At 71.9% G+C, this 13823-nt stretch carries 14 protein-coding genes; 8 read left to right on the top strand and 6 right to left on the bottom strand.

The annotated features are described in order from the left end of the window. Positions 1 to 2912 (top strand): tetratricopeptide repeat protein (locus tag GT042_RS20930; RefSeq protein WP_161310263.1); only part of this gene is annotated, 2912 nt, incomplete at its 5' end. Positions 2913 to 3005: 93 nt separating this feature from the next. On the opposite strand, the gene GT042_RS20925 is transcribed toward GT042_RS20930, so the two are convergent. Beyond that, entirely contained in the window at positions 3006 to 3305 is a 300-nt protein-coding gene (locus GT042_RS20925; protein ID WP_161310262.1) for a hypothetical protein, read from the bottom strand. Between the two features lies 1 nt (position 3306). Beyond that, complete coding sequence (mca, locus tag GT042_RS20920; protein WP_161310261.1) at positions 3307 to 4188, bottom strand: mycothiol conjugate amidase Mca; 882 nt, start codon at positions 4186 to 4188, stop codon at positions 3307 to 3309. A 97-nt stretch (positions 4189 to 4285) separates the two neighbouring features. Between mca and GT042_RS20915 the strand changes: the two genes are divergently transcribed. Next, on the top strand, positions 4286 to 4687 hold the full coding sequence (locus tag GT042_RS20915; RefSeq protein ID WP_161310260.1) for a DUF4307 domain-containing protein: 402 nt from the start codon (positions 4286 to 4288) through the stop codon (positions 4685 to 4687). A 213-nt stretch (positions 4688 to 4900) separates the two neighbouring features. Next, positions 4901 to 5398, top strand: coding sequence for a transcription elongation factor GreA (gene greA / locus GT042_RS20910; RefSeq protein ID WP_161310259.1), 498 nt, complete (start codon positions 4901 to 4903; stop codon positions 5396 to 5398). Between the two features lie 131 nt (positions 5399 to 5529). Here greA and GT042_RS20905 read toward each other — a convergent pair whose 3' ends face one another. The 3 genes from GT042_RS20905 to ilvA all read right to left on the bottom strand — a co-directional run bounded on the left by GT042_RS20905 (position 5530) and on the right by ilvA (position 8888). Continuing rightward, complete coding sequence (locus GT042_RS20905; RefSeq protein ID WP_161310258.1) at positions 5530 to 6393, bottom strand: ABC transporter permease; 864 nt, start codon at positions 6391 to 6393, stop codon at positions 5530 to 5532. Then, positions 6390 to 7409, bottom strand: coding sequence for an ATP-binding cassette domain-containing protein (locus GT042_RS20900; RefSeq protein ID WP_161310257.1), 1020 nt, complete (start codon positions 7407 to 7409; stop codon positions 6390 to 6392). The genes GT042_RS20905 and GT042_RS20900 overlap by 4 nt, the downstream gene beginning before the upstream one ends. A gap of 237 nt (positions 7410 to 7646) precedes the next feature. Beyond that, positions 7647 to 8888, bottom strand: coding sequence for a threonine ammonia-lyase (ilvA, locus tag GT042_RS20895; protein ID WP_161310256.1), 1242 nt, complete (start codon positions 8886 to 8888; stop codon positions 7647 to 7649). A 179-nt stretch (positions 8889 to 9067) separates the two neighbouring features. Here ilvA and GT042_RS20890 point away from each other — a divergent pair, with 179 nt between their 5' ends. From GT042_RS20890 to GT042_RS20880, 3 genes are all read left to right on the top strand, one after another. Further along, positions 9068 to 9646: a MarR family transcriptional regulator gene (locus tag GT042_RS20890; RefSeq protein WP_161310255.1), complete on the top strand. Its 579-nt coding sequence runs from the start codon at positions 9068 to 9070 to the stop codon at positions 9644 to 9646. 173 nt (positions 9647 to 9819) lie between these two features. Further along, positions 9820 to 10332 carry a sigma factor-like helix-turn-helix DNA-binding protein gene (locus GT042_RS20885; protein WP_161310254.1) on the top strand — a complete coding sequence of 171 codons (513 nt, stop codon included), beginning with the start codon at positions 9820 to 9822 and terminating at the stop codon, positions 10330 to 10332. Continuing rightward, positions 10329 to 10580, top strand: a complete 252-nt coding sequence (locus tag GT042_RS20880) for a hypothetical protein (RefSeq protein WP_161310253.1) — start codon at positions 10329 to 10331, stop codon at positions 10578 to 10580. The genes GT042_RS20885 and GT042_RS20880 overlap by 4 nt, the downstream gene beginning before the upstream one ends. Positions 10581 to 10665: 85 nt before the next feature. Here GT042_RS20880 and GT042_RS20875 read toward each other — a convergent pair whose 3' ends face one another. After that, positions 10666 to 11826, bottom strand: a complete 1161-nt coding sequence (locus GT042_RS20875) for a cystathionine gamma-synthase (RefSeq protein ID WP_161310252.1) — start codon at positions 11824 to 11826, stop codon at positions 10666 to 10668. Between the two features lie 95 nt (positions 11827 to 11921). Between GT042_RS20875 and GT042_RS20870 the strand changes: the two genes are divergently transcribed. Both GT042_RS20870 and msrA read left to right on the top strand, forming a co-directional pair. Next, positions 11922 to 13025: a hypothetical protein gene (locus tag GT042_RS20870; protein WP_161310251.1), complete on the top strand. Its 1104-nt coding sequence runs from the start codon at positions 11922 to 11924 to the stop codon at positions 13023 to 13025. A gap of 93 nt (positions 13026 to 13118) precedes the next feature. Then, the gene (gene msrA, locus GT042_RS20865; protein ID WP_161310250.1) at positions 13119 to 13784 is read left to right on the top strand and encodes a peptide-methionine (S)-S-oxide reductase MsrA; all 666 of its coding nucleotides are present in this window, start codon (positions 13119 to 13121) and stop codon (positions 13782 to 13784) included. Positions 13785 to 13823: the final 39 nt, after the last annotated feature.

Genomic DNA, 13823 nt, shown 5'->3' with positions numbered 1-13823 from the left:
CCGTGGTCGCCGTCGCCGGGGCCGCGACCACCGTCGCCCGGGTCACCGCCTCCCACTGGCCCGCCGCGCACCGCCGGGCCGCCGCGGCTGGACAGCCCGGCGGGGCCGAGCAGTTGCGGCTCCAGTGGCTGACGGCGCTGGAGGTACGGTCCATCCGGCCGTTCCTCGACCAGCAGCGCGTCCTCACCTCCGCCACCCGGCGCACCACGAAGCAGCCGGCCACGGCCCCCCAGCTGCGCGGCGGGGACCGCAGTGCCGCCGCGCGCCGCCGCAGTGTGCTGGAGCAGTCCTTCGGCCATCTCCCGGAGCCCACAGGGCCGTTCACCGGGCGTCGCGCCGAGATGGCGCAGATCGCGCAGTGGGTGCACGCCGCCCGCGTCTCCACGGAGACCAGGCCGACCGTGGTCGTGCTCCACGGCGAGCCCGGCTCCGGGCGTACGGCGCTGGCCGTACGGGCCGCGCAGCAGCTCAAGGACCAGTTCCGCGGCGCGTGTGTCGTCGACCTCCGGGGCGGCGACGGGGGCGAGCCGCCCCTGTCCACCCGCGACGCGCTGCTCCACCTGCTGAACCGGCTCGGCGCGCCCCGCGAACAGCTCCTGTTCCGCGAGCGGTCCTCCCCGGAGCAACAGGTGCGGCGGCTCGCCGAGTTGTACCACCAGCACCTGACCGGCCTGCCCGTCACCGTCGTCCTCGACGACGCCTCCGACCCCGAACAGATACGCACCCTCGTCCCCGAACGCTCCGACAGCCTGGTGCTGGTGACCGCCCGTCAACCCGTTCCGCTGCCTGCCGACGTGCCCGCCTGGGTGCACCAACTACCGGTCGAGGCCCTGGACGCGGTCGGCGCCGAGGAGTTGTTGCGGGAATCCGCCGAACACTCCGCCGAATCCGCCGCCGCCCCCTACGACAGCCAGTCGACCGACCTCGTACGGGAGTTGTGCGCCGGCCTGCCCCTCGCCCTGCGCATCGCGGGCTCCTCCCTCGGCGCCCGCAGCACCCAGCAGCTCGCCGCCGAACTCTCCGTCGCCGGACGCGGGGTCGGAGCCGTCGAACGCGCCCTGTGGCTGCGCTACAACGACCAGAACGAACAGACCCGCAGGCTGCTGCGCCGCCTCGCCCTCGCGGGCCGCGCCTCCCTGGGCGCCGCCGCCGCGGCGGCCCTGCTGGCGACGGACGAACAGGAGGCGGGGCAGCGGCTCGTCGCGCTGTCCCGGGCCGGGCTGATCGACCACGTGCGGTCCGGCCGCTACCGGCTCCACGACGCCGTACGGGCCTTCGCCCACGCCCGCCTCCTCGACGAGGAGGAGGCCGCGGACCGTACCGCCGCACAGGAACGGCTCATCAGGAACTACGGCGAACTGGCCGGCTCCGTGATCCGGCTGGTCGACGGCAAGGCCTCCACCCGCGCCGACCTGTTCAGGACCGCCGCCGGCGCCCACGGCTTCACCTCCCTGGACGCGGCGCTGCGCTGGCTGGACGACGAGTCGAGCTTCATCACCGCCACGCTGCGCCACGCCGAGGGCGTCGACCAGCAGGCCGTACTGAACCTGCTCGGCGCGCTCTGCGACTACTGCCTGCTGCGCGGCGACCTCTACCGGCTCGGTGAGATCAGCGAGTTGACCCAGGCCGTCGGCCAAGGACTGCTGGTCCGCTCGGTCCAGTGGCGTACGGGCATCGCCGCCCGCCAGCTCGGCGAACTGGACAAGGCCCGTACGACCCTGACCTCCGTGGTCGACCTCTACCGCGAGGCACACCACGACGCCGGGGCCGCCCTCGCCCTCTGCTCCCTCGGCATCACCCTGCACCACCAGGGCAATCTCCCCGAGGCGTCGGCGAAGCTGCGCGAGGCGCTGGACCTCCAGTCGGCGCGCGAACTGGCGGGCGACCGCGCCTGGACGCTCCACGCGCTGGCCGCCGTCGAGCGCGACCGCGCCAACCTCGCCGAGGCCCTCACCCTGCTCGCCAGCGCGCTGGTGCTCCACCGCGAGAACGAGTCGGTGCACGGCGAGGCCTGGACGCACTTCCAGCTGGGGCAGGTGTGCCTGCGCATGGGCGACGTCCCGCGCGCCGAGTCCGAACTGCGCACCGCCTCCGACCTGTACGGCCGCACCCAGGACCGCCGGGGCGAGGCCTGGGCGCTGACCCAGCTGGCCAGGGCGAGGCTGGTGGACGGCGAACCCGCCCCGGCGGCGAGGCAGTTGCGCGAGGCGCTCACCCGCCACCGCGAGAACGAGGACGCCCGGGGCGAGGCCTGGACGCTCTACTACCTGGGCCAGGCCCTGGAGGAGAGCGGCGAACCGGGCCAGGCCGTACGGGAGTTGGAACGGGCCCGCACGATGTTCTCCCGGATGCGCGACGTGTACGGGCTGGCCTGCGCCCGGCACCACTCGGGCCGGGTCACCCGCGACCAGCAGGCGGACCGCACGGGCAATCTCCGCAACTCGGGCTTCGCCCGCCAGCTGCTGGTCGACGCCCGCGCCGACTTCCGCCGCATCGGTGTGGCGCACGGCGAGGCGTGGACCTGTCTGGAGCTGGCCGTCATCGACGCGGGCAACAACCGCGCGGCCCAGGCGCTCCAGCTGTGCGACGAGGCGACGGCGCTCTTCACGTCGTACGAGGACCGGCGCGGCGCGGACTGGTCACGCTTCCTGCGCTGCACGCTGCTGCCGTACACCTCACCCGGCGGCGTCGAGGTGGGGTCCGTGGTGGCCGAGCAGGAACTCGCCGAACTGGCGGCGGCCCGCCACGCGACCCGCGACGGCAAGCTGGAGGACTGCGCGGAGGCGTTCGCCGTGGTGCTGGACCGGGGCATCACCCTGGAGGACGGCTGGCAGGCGTGGCGCCTGGGCATGATCCCGAACCGACACGCGCGCGAGGTGATGGGCGTCCCGGTGGGGGTGGAGCAGTCCTGATCGGAGCCGGTACGGGGCCGGCACACGGAGCCACTACGACGGAGCCGGTACGGGGCCGGTACGCGCCACCCGCGTGGCGCGGACCGGCTCCGGTTACTTCTTCTCGCCCGGCACCCGGTCCGCCGGCGCACCGGTGGCCGCCCCCGCGCCCACCGCGTCCGCCGGCTCGTCCTCCGGCGCCGACGACGCCGAACCCGCCGAAGACACCCCGTCCTCCGGCGCCTCCTTGAAGTCGACCTTCCCCATGTGCCGGTTCATCGACTTCATCAGCCACCACAGCCCCGCCGCCATCACCGCGAAGACGACAAAGCCGAGAACGCCGGGAGTCACCTTGTTCTCGTCGAGCTCCTGCGCGAGCGGAACAACGTGTGTCACTGCCTGGGTCGCATACATATCAGGCATTGTCGCGGATGCCCGCGAAGAGGTCGCTCTCGGGGAGGGAGGTATCGACGAGTGACTTCGCGAGCTCGTACTCCTCGGTCGGCCAGACCTCCCGCTGGAGATCCATCGGCACCCGGAACCAGCCGCCGTCCGGGTCGATCTGCGTGGCGTGCGCGATCAGCGCCTTGTCGCGGATCTCGAAGAAGTCCGCGCACGGGACGTGCGTGGTCAGCGTCCGCGCCTTGCGCTCGAACTCGTCCCACCGCGCCAGCCAGTCCCCGTACGGCGACTCCAGTCCGCGCGCCTCCAGCGCCTCGTGCAGCGCGACCGTGCGCTGGAGGTTGAAGCCCTGGTTGTAGTAGAGCTTCTGCGGCTGCCAGACAGGCCCGAACTCCGCCTCGGGGTACTTCTCGGTGTCCGCCGCCCCCTCGAAGGCGACCACCGAGATGTTGTGGGTCATGATGTGGTCCGGGTGCGGATACCCGCCGTTCTCGTCGTACGTCGTGATGACCTGCGGCCGGAACGAGCGGATCAGCCGGACGAGCCGGCCCGCCGCCACGTCCACGTCCTCCAGCGCGAAGCACCCCTCGGGCAGCGGCGGCAGCGGGTCGCCCTCGGGCAGCCCCGAGTCGACGAACCCGAGCCACTCCTGCTTCACACCGAGGATCTCGCGCGCCTCGGCCATCTCCTTCTTACGGACCTCGTGGATGTGCTCCTCGATGTAGGAGTCCCCCTGGAGCTTGGGGTTGAGGATGGAGCCGCGCTCGCCTCCGGTGCAGGTCACGACCAGCACGTCCACCCCCTCGGACACGTACTTGGCCATGGTGGCCGCACCCTTGCTCGACTCGTCGTCGGGGTGGGCGTGGACGGCCATCAGTCGCAGCTGGTCAGTCAAGACTCGATCCTCAGTGATTCGTCGCATCAGGCGGCTTCTATAGTGACGGATATCGGGGGGAGGAAATTCCGGCCGCCCGACTCCGGGAGGAACGACCATGGCTGTGGTACGCGAGCAGCTCCCCCAGGGACGCTACGGCCGCTCGGCGGACCAGCGCGCCGACCGCCGCCTGAAGATCACCGGCGCCGTCCTCGGAGCGCTCGCGGTGGTCCTGCTCGGCTGGTACGGATACCACTCCATCGCCGGGCAGAGTGTCTCCGGCGAACTCATCAAGTTCAAGCGGATTTCCGCCACCTCCGTCGAGGCGCACCTCGAAGTCCGCAAGAAGCGGGACGCCACCGGCGCCTGCACCCTGCGCTCGCTCGCGGAGAGCGGCGCCGAGGTCGGCCGCAAGGAGGTCCGCTTCACCAAGGGTGAGACGCGGGTCGACGAGGTCGTCACGATCAGGACGACCGAGAGCGCCACCGCCACGGAACTCGTGGGCTGCACGACCGACTGAGGCGCCCGCCGCGGCCAGGGCCGACGCCCCCGCGACCGCCCGTTCCGACCCACCGCACCTTACGGCTCTGACCTGCGGTGACGTATTTCTGATGGCATTCGTCCTCCCCCTTACGCCCTGAAATTGTTAGGCTCGTGGTTTCGCCCCACCGAGAAGGCACAATCTTCTGGGTAGGGCGTTGCTTTGTATTCCCAGTACCTACGAGGAGCACCTGTGACCCAGACCAGCGAGAACGTGACCTGGCTCACCCAGGACGCGTACAACCAGCTGAAGGCCGAGCTGGACTACCTGTCTGGTCCCGCCCGCACCGAGATCGCCAAGAAGATCGAGGCTGCTCGCGAGGAGGGCGACCTGCGGGAGAACGGCGGGTACCACGCGGCCAAGGAAGAGCAGGGCAAGCAGGAGCTCCGGGTCCGCCAGCTGACCCAGCTCCTCCAGAAGGCGAAGGTCGGCGAGGCGCCCGCGGACGACGGGGTGGTCGAGCCCGGCATGGTGGTGACCATCGCGTTCGACGGCGACGCCGACGACACGGTGACCTTCCTCATGGCGTCGCGTGAATACGCGAGCGCCGACATCGAGACGTACTCCCCGCAGTCCCCGCTGGGCTCGGGTGTGAACGGCAAGAAGGTCGGCGACGACGCGGAGTACGAGCTGCCCAACGGCAAGAAGGCCGCGGTGAAGATCCTCGCGGCCAAGCCCTACCAGGGCTGAGCGCGACACGAACGCGAGCAGGGCCTTCCCCGCGTCACACGAGGTGACGGGGCAAGGCCCTGCTGTGCGTACCGGGTCGTAAGAGGCCCGAGAGCCCTCAGCCCTCAGCCCTCAGCCTCAGGCCTCAGGCCTCAGACCGACGCCGACCGGTACTTCCGTACCGCCAGCGTCCGGAACACCACGATGATCAGGACCGACCAGACCACCGAGGCCCACACCGGATGCTCCATCGGCCACGCCGTGGACGTCGAGACCCCCGGGTTCCCGAACAGCACCCGGCACGCCTGCACGGTGGCACTGAACGGATTCCAGTCCGCGATGTGCCGCAGCCACGGCGTCATCTGGCTGGAGTCCACGAAGGCGTTCGAGATGAACGTGACGGGGAAGAGCCAGATGATCCCGCCCGAGGTCGCCGCCTCCGGTGTCCGTACCGACAGACCGATGAGCGCGCCGATCCAGGTGAAGGCGTACCCCAGCAGGAGGAGCAGGCCGAAGGCGCCCAGGACCCGGCCGAAGTTGGTCGGGTCGGGGGTGCCGGTGCGCCAGCCGACGATCACGGCGACGATCGCGAGGACGAGCAGCGTGATGCACGTCTGTACGAGGTCGGCGACGGTACGTCCCGTCATCACGGCGCCCCGGGCCATCGGCAGCGAGCGGAAGCGGTCGACCAGCCCCTTCTGCATGTCGTCCGCGATGCCGGCCGCGGATCCGGCGGTGGCGAACGTGACGGTCTGCGCGAAGATCCCGGCCATCAGGAAGTCCTTGTAGACGTTGGCGTTCGTGGTGTTGCCGACCCGGATGGACCCGCCGAAGACGTACGTGAAGAGGACCACGAACATCACCGGCTGGATGATCCCGAACAGGACCACCTCGGGGATCCGGGTCATGCGGATCAGGTTCCTGCGGGCGATGACCAGGGAGTCCCCGGCCGACTGGATGATCCCGCCGCGCGGCCGGGGGGCCGTGGTCCGCGGTGCGTCGGTGGTGGCGGTCACTTCCCGGCCTCCTTGGTGGTGGTGTCGCTGCTCGTGAGGTCGTTGCCGGTGCTGTCGCCGCCGGGGCCGTCACTCGCGTGGCCGGTGAGCGAGATGAAGACGTCGTCGAGGGTCGGGCGGCGCAGCCCGATGTCGTCGATCTCGACGCCCCGGCTGTCCAGTTCCCTGATGACCTCGGCGAGCAGCTTGGCCCCGCCGGTGACCGGGACGGTCAGTTTGCGGGTGTGCTCGGCGACCGCGACCAGCTCCTCGCCGCCCTTGCCGAAGGCGGCCAGGACGGTACGGGTGGGCCCGATCTGGTCCTGTTCGTGTACGACGACCTCGACGCGCTCGCCGCCTGTCTGGGCCTTGAGCTGGTCGGCGGTGCCGCGCGCGATGACCTGGCCGTGGTCGATGACGCAGATGTCGTGGGCGAGGTGGTCGGCCTCCTCCAGATACTGCGTGGTGAGCAGCAGGGTCGTCCCGCCCGCCACCAGCTCCTGGATGATCCCCCACAGCTGCTGGCGGTTGCGCGGGTCGAGCCCGGTGGTCGGCTCGTCCATGAACATCACGGGCGGCGAGACCACGAGCGCGGCGGCGAGGTCGAGCCGGCGGCGCATGCCGCCCGAGTACGTCTTGGTCGTACGGTCGGCCGCGTCGGTGAGGTTGAAGCGCTCCAGCAGCTCGTCCGCGCGGACCTTCGCGGCCTTGGAACGCATCTGGTAGAGCTGCCCGACCATCCGCAGGTTCTCGCGGCCCGTCAGGTACTCGTCGACCGCCGCGAACTGCCCGGACAGGCCGATGGACCTGCGGACCTCGTTCGGATACTTCACGACGTCGATGCCCGCGACCTCGGCACGGCCGCTGTCGGGCTGGAGAAGGGTGGTGAGGACCCGTACGGCGGTGGTCTTGCCCGCGCCGTTCGGTCCGAGGAGCCCGAGGACCGTGCCTTCGGGGACGTCGAGATCGACGCCGTCCAGAGCTCGTACGTCGCCGAAAGTCTTCACCAGGCCTTCGGCGTAGATGGCGCCTGGCATGTGGGTTCTCCCGAGTGGAGTGAAATGTCGGTGCTCTGCGTACGCAGAGCCTAGGGCGCCCGGGCCTCCCGGCGCCCGGAATATCACCAACGGGCCCGGACAGGATCGGGTCGGAGCCGGAACACTAACGCGATATATCGCGAGTCACAAGCGGTTCCGGCACATCCGGCCCATCGAGGAGCGACGGCAACGGCGACCGCCGTCAGCCGTCAGCCGTCAGCCGTCAGCCGTCAGCCGTCAGCCGAGAATGGTGTACCCCGCCGCCCGCAACGCCTGCGCGACCGCCGCGCAGTGCGCGGGCCCCTTCGTCTCCAGGTGCACCTCGACGTCCGCCTCCGTCAGCCCCAGCTTCGGATCGGTCCGTACGTGACTCACGTCGAGGACGTTCGCGTCGGCCACCGACAGCACCCCGAGCATCGTCGCGAGCGCCCCCGGACGGTCCGTCACCCGCAGCCGCAGACTCAGATAGCGCCCCGCCGCCGCCATGCCGTGCCGCAGGATCCGCTGCATCAGCAACGGGTCCACGTTGCCGCCGGACAGCACCGCGACGACCGGCCCCCTGAACGCCTCGGGAGCGCTCAGCAACGCCGCCACCGGGCTCGCTCCGGCCGGCTCCACCACCATCTTCGCCCGCTCCAGACACAGCAGCAGCGCACTGGACAGCTCGTCCTCGGAGACCGTACGGATCTCGTCCACCAGCTCCTGGACCAGCGGGAACGTCAGATCACCGGGGCGGCCCACCTTGATGCCGTCCGCCATCGTCTGCTGCGACCCGATCGACATCGGCCTCCCCGCCCTGAGCGAGGGCGGATAGGCGGCGGCGCCCTCCGCCTGGACACCGATCACCTTCACGTCGGGGCGCAGCGCCTTCACCGCGAGCGCGATACCGGCGACGAGCCCGCCGCCGCCCAGGCCGACGACAATCGTCCGCACCTCCGGGCACTGCTCCAGGATCTCCAGGCCGACCGTGCCCTGACCGGCGATGATGTCCGGGTGGTCGAAGGGGTGGATGAAAACCGCGCCGGTCTCCTGCGCGTACTCCTCGGCGGCGGCCAGCGTCTCGTCCACGACCTGGCCGTGCAGCCGCACCTCGGCGCCGTACTCCCGGGTGGCCGCGACCTTCGGCAGCGGCGCGGCCAGCGGCATGAACACCGTCGAGCGCACCCCCAGCAGCGTGGAGGCCAGCGCGACCCCCTGCGCGTGGTTGCCCGCGCTGGCCGCGACCACCCCGGCCGCCCGCTCCTCGGGGGAGAGCCCGGCGATCCGGACGTACGCGCCCCGCAGCTTGAAGGAACCGGTCCGCTGGAGGTTCTCGCACTTGAACAGGACCGGGGCGCCCACCAGCTCGGTCAGGTGCCTGCTGCCCTCGACCGGGGTGGTCCTGGCCACCCCCGCGAGCATCTTCCGCGCCCCCCGGACGTCGTCGAGTATCACGGCGCGCGCGGGGCCTGCGGTGAAGCGGGACGGACCGAAGCTCATGCGGGCCAGTCTCGCAGCTCCCCGGCGCGCGGGTGTCCGGTTCCCACCGGCCCGCGAGTGCGGGGTCCCGTCCCGGAACCTGCCCCCGACGACGGGTTTCCGCAGGACAGGTACGGTCCGGGGTGTTGCCGCGTACTCTGTCCCCCACCAACCGACCACCGCACGAGAGAGCCCTAGCCATGCCCCCCATTCAGGACATGACTTCCGCTGCGTCGGCCTCCCGGGAGACGGTCACCGAGCTTTCGGGCGACGCGAGCCTCCTGGATGCCCTCCAGCACCAGGTGGCCGTCTTCGCCCGCCGCGCCGAGCAGACGCGGCTCGGCGGCATCGGACAGGTCCGCAACTCGATGGACCGCGCCGCCTATCTGCTGCTCAACCGGCTCCACCAGGAAGGCCCGATGGGCGTCAAGGCCCTGGCCGCCGGGATGGGCATCGACTCCTCGACCGTCACCCGGCAGGTCGCGCCGCTCGTCGACACCGGACTGGTCAAACGCACCTCGCACCCGGAGGACGGCCGCGCGGTCGTGCTCCAGCTGTCGGCGCGCGGACAGGCCCGGCTCGAAGAGGTCCGCTCGTCACGGCGTGAGCTGATGGCGCAGGTCACGGACGGTTGGGCGGTGGAGGAGCGGGAGGCCTTCGCCACGCTGCTGACCCGCTTCAACGCCGCGCTGTCCGCCCGGCAGGCGGGACTGCCGCCCGGGGAGGGCGGCCCGGCCGTCGAACCGGACGAGACGGGCCAGGAGCCGACGGCCCGCTGACGCCAGGCCGGGTCAGCACCCTGACCCGGCCTCCGGCACTACCTGATCTCCGGCACGACTTGGCCTCGGCACGACCCGTCCCCCGGCGCGACCCGGTCTCCGGCCTGACCCGCCTGCCCCCGGCTTGACCCGCCCTCTTGACCGTGGCCCCCCGGCGGGCCTCATATGAGGGCGTGCGACAGCGGCAGGCGGCCATGGATCGCCGGCGGGCCCGGGAGTTCGAGACGTTCGTCGCGGGCGCGGCCGGCCGGCTTCTGCATGCGGCCACCCTGCTCACCGCCGAACCCGCCCCCGCCGCCCCGCGCGCCCAGCGGCTGCTGACCGCCGCACTGGCCCGTACGTACGCGCGCTGGGACGAGCTGCGTGGCGAGGACCCGTACGACGTGACCCGCCAGGATCTCGCGCTGCGGTACGCCCACGGCGCGTGGCGCACCCGGCGCCACACCGAGGGGACCCTCGGGTCGCTGCGCCCGCAGGAACGGGTGGTGCTGGTGCTGCGCCTGTACGAGGGAGTGCCCGAGGAGCAGACCGCCGCGCTGATCGGGCTGCCGCCGGAACGGGTGCGGGTGATCCTCGCCCGGGCCATCAGGCGGGTACGGGAAGCGGCACCGTTACGGGCAGCGGCACGGACCCCGGAAGCGGGACGGACCCCGGAAGCGGCACCGTTACGGAAGGCGGCGGAATGACGCGCTCCGATCGGGAGGAGGCCGAGGTCAGACAGCTGCTGGACACCCCGCACCCCGTCGTCCCCGCCGATCTCGCGCCCCGGGCCCTCGCCCGCGGCACCCGCCTGCGCCACCGGCGCCGTACCGTACGCCGGCTGCTGTGGCTGACGCTGCTCGCCGCCGTGATCGTCCTCGCCGTCTGGGCGTCGGTCACCGAACCCTGGTCGCCCCCGCCGATGCGGACGACCCCGCCCCTGGAGGGCGGCTGACCCGGACCGCCACGCACGCCGGGCGCCACGCGAACCGCCTCCCGGGCCGAGGGGCCCAAGAGGCGGTGAAGGGTCGGACGACGACCTACCCCAGCGCCTGCTGGAGGTCCGCCAGCAGGTCGTCCGCCGACTCCAGGCCCACCGACAGCCGCACCAGGTCCGACGGCACCTCCAGCGCCGAGCCCGCCACCGACGCGTGTGTCATCCGGCCCGGGTGCTCGATCAGGGACTCGACCCCGCCCAGGGACTCACCCAGCGTGAAGAGCTTCGCCCGGTCGCAGACCGCGACCGCCGCCTCCTCGCCGCCCTCGACCTGGAAGGAGACCATCCCGCCGAACGCCTTCATCTGCTTCGCCGCGACCTCGTGGCCCGGGTGGTCGGGCAGGCCCGGGTAGAGGACCTTGGTGACCCGGGGGTGGTTGACCAGCATGTCCGCGATCCGGGTCGCGTTCTCGCTGTGCCGGTCCATCCGTACCGCGAGCGTCTTGACGCCGCGCAGCACCAGCCACGCGTCGAACGGCCCGGCGATCGCTCCCATGGCGTTCTGGTGGTACGCCAGCTCCTCCGCCAGGTCCGCGTCGTCCACGACCAGCGCGCCGCCGACCACGTCCGAGTGCCCGCCCATGTACTTCGTGGTCGAGTGCACGACGACGTCCGCGCCCAGCGCGAGCGGCTGCTGGAGATAGGGACTGGCGAACGTGTTGTCGACGACCAGCTTCGCGCCGGCCGCCCGCGCGACGCCCGCGAGCCCCGCGATGTCGCTGATGTTGAGGAGCGGGTTCGACGGGGTCTCGACCCAGATCGCCTTCGTACGGGGCGTCAGCGCGGCCCGCACCGCCGCCGGGTCGGACGTGTCCGCGACGGACCACTCGACGCCCCAGCGCGAGACGACCTTCGCGAAGAGACGGAACGTACCGCCGTACGCGTCGTTCGGGATGACGACGTGGTCGCCGGGCGACAGCAGCGTACGCAGCAGGCAGTCCTCGGCGGCGAGCCCCGACGCGAAGGCGAGCCCGCGCCTGCCGCCCTCCAGGGCCGCCAGGTTCTCCTCCAGCGCGGTACGGGTCGGGTTGGCGCTGCGGCTGTACTCGTAACCGCCCCGCAGCCCGCCCACCCCGTCCTGCTTGTAGGTGGACACCTGGTAGATCGGGGGGACGACCGCGCCGGTGAGGGGATCAGCGGTGTTCCCCGCGTGGATGGCGACGGTTTCGAAGTTGCGGTGCTCGCCGCTGTGCTGGTGGCTCATGAGGACCGAGCGTAGCGCCGGACGGCCGCCCCTCGCGTACGACGCCCGGCACACCCCGTACCCCGAACGGCCCCGCCGTCCGGGACAATGGCGCCATGGAGATGCTCTGGTTCCTGTTCGCGATCGGCCTGTTGGTACTGGCCTTCAGCCCCTACCTCAGGCGGCGGCGCGGCGGTCCCCGCCTGGTCGCGCCCGGTTCGCCGGACGCGGCCGACCCGGCGGCGTACGGATTTGTCCGGCAGGAGGAGCTGGACATCCGGCTGCCGGGCCCCGACGAGGAGCTGCTCGACGTGCTCGACGTCGTCCAGGCCACCCAGGACTGGCGGCCCGCCTCCCGGCTGCTCGCCGCGACGCCCAAGGAGGGCGAGCAGCGCTGGCAGCGCGTGCAGGCGTTCGCGGGCGCCGCCTCGCTGGAGCTCAGGGAGCGGCCCGGCGTGGGCGGCACCTGGCTGCGGACGTGGCGGTCTGAGGCGCCCAAGGACGCGGGGGCGGCCGCCGTGTACGCGGAGTTCCTCGTCCAGCAGGCGTGGCGCACCTCCACCGTCGGCGCGGACGACTTCCGGATCATCCTGGAGGAGGCCCGCACGCTGTGCGGCGAGGCGGCCCTGCTGGCGCCCGGCGACCCGGTGCCGTACATCGTGGAGCTGTCGGTGGCCCGGGGTCTCGGCTACCCCCACGAGCAGTTCGACCAGGTGTGGGCGAAGGTCATCGACCGCGCGCCCGCGCACATGGGGGCGCACCTGGCGGCGCTCCGCTACTGGTCGGAGGCGTGGCACGGCTCCCGCGAGGAGGCCGACCACTTCGCGACGACCGCCGCCGCGCGGGCCCCGCAGGGTTCGCTGCTGGCCGCGCTGCCGCTGTTCGCGGTGTACGAGCACCTCCCCGAGGTCAATCTGGTGCAGGGCTTCTACCGGAGCGCGGTGGTCCGGAAGGCGCTGGAGGGCGCCCTGTTCGCGGTGCACACGGCGCGTCACGACGACCCGATGCTGTCGCACGTACGGCACCTGCTGGTCCTCTTCCTCGTACGGTCGGAACGCTGGTCCGAGGCGATGAACCAGCTGGTGGGGGTGGACGGGCACGTCGGCGCGCTGCCCTGGACGCACACGGCCGACCCGGCGGCGGAGTACACGGTGTACCGGGCGCTGGCGGTGGCGGGATTCGAGGCGAACGGCGGGACGACGGCGTCGCTGCCCGGGTGACGACGGCCCCCGCCGCCCACCTGCCGGAACGGAATGTCCCGGGCCCCCCGCACGTTGTGTAGGCAGGACCCCACAGCCGAGGAGACCTGAGAGATGTTCGTGTCACGCCGTACCCCCGTACTCCCCACCCCCGAGCAGGCCCTGCGCGGCCGCCCCGAGCCCGAGTACTCGGTGCCGGCCCGCCACACGGTCCTCGGCAACCCCTTGACCGGCCCCTACCCGGAAGGCCTGGAGGTCGCCGACTTTGGCCTGGGCTGCTTCTGGGGGGCCGAGCGCAACTTCTGGCAGACGGAGGGCGTCTGGACGACGCTCGTCGGCTACCAGGGCGGCTTCACGCCGAATCCGTCGTACGAAGAGGTCTGCTCCGGCCTCACCGGTCACACGGAGGCCGTGCGGGTCGTCTTCGACCCGAAGATCGTGTCGTACGCGGAGCTGCTGAAGCTCTTCTGGGAGTCGCACAACCCCACCCAGGGCTTCCGCCAGGGCAATGACGTCGGCAGCCAGTACCGCTCGGCGATCTACACCCACTCCCCCGCCCAGGCGAAGGCGGCGGCCGAGTCCCGCGCGTCGTACCAGCAGGTCCTGGCGGACTCCGGGTACGGCGAGATCACGACGGAGATCGAGCCGTCGGAGGGCCGCGACTTCTATCCGGCGGAGGCGTACCACCAGCAGTACCTGGACAAGAACCCGTCCGGGTACTGCGGGATCGGCGGCACGGGCGTCTCGTGCCCGATCGGCGTGGCCCCGGCCACGAGCTGACCCCTCGCTACTGATGTCCTCAATCGCCGGACGGGCTTG

This window comes from Streptomyces sp. SID3212, assembly GCF_009865405.1.
In the GTDB taxonomy this organism is placed as follows: domain Bacteria; phylum Actinomycetota; class Actinomycetes; order Streptomycetales; family Streptomycetaceae; genus Streptomyces.
Note: the sequence above shows the minus strand (reverse complement) of the source record. Positions and strands in the feature narration are given on the sequence as shown.

What these genes read in the sequence shown, in the direction of transcription:
- GT042_RS20925 (WP_161310262.1), bottom strand. Translation starts at nt 3,305, where the DNA reads ATGTATGCGACCCAGGCAGTGACACACGTTGTTCCGCTCGCGCAGGAG.
- GT042_RS20915 (WP_161310260.1), top strand. Translation starts at nt 4,286, where the DNA reads ATGGCTGTGGTACGCGAGCAGCTCCCCCAGGGACGCTACGGCCGCTCG.
- GT042_RS20900 (WP_161310257.1), bottom strand. Translation starts at nt 7,409, where the DNA reads ATGCCAGGCGCCATCTACGCCGAAGGCCTGGTGAAGACTTTCGGCGAC.
- ilvA (WP_161310256.1), bottom strand. Translation starts at nt 8,888, where the DNA reads ATGAGCTTCGGTCCGTCCCGCTTCACCGCAGGCCCCGCGCGCGCCGTG.
- GT042_RS20890 (WP_161310255.1), top strand. Translation starts at nt 9,068, where the DNA reads ATGCCCCCCATTCAGGACATGACTTCCGCTGCGTCGGCCTCCCGGGAG.
- GT042_RS20880 (WP_161310253.1), top strand. Translation starts at nt 10,329, where the DNA reads ATGACGCGCTCCGATCGGGAGGAGGCCGAGGTCAGACAGCTGCTGGAC.
- GT042_RS20875 (WP_161310252.1), bottom strand. Translation starts at nt 11,826, where the DNA reads ATGAGCCACCAGCACAGCGGCGAGCACCGCAACTTCGAAACCGTCGCC.
- GT042_RS20870 (WP_161310251.1), top strand. Translation starts at nt 11,922, where the DNA reads ATGGAGATGCTCTGGTTCCTGTTCGCGATCGGCCTGTTGGTACTGGCC.
- msrA (WP_161310250.1), top strand. Translation starts at nt 13,119, where the DNA reads ATGTTCGTGTCACGCCGTACCCCCGTACTCCCCACCCCCGAGCAGGCC.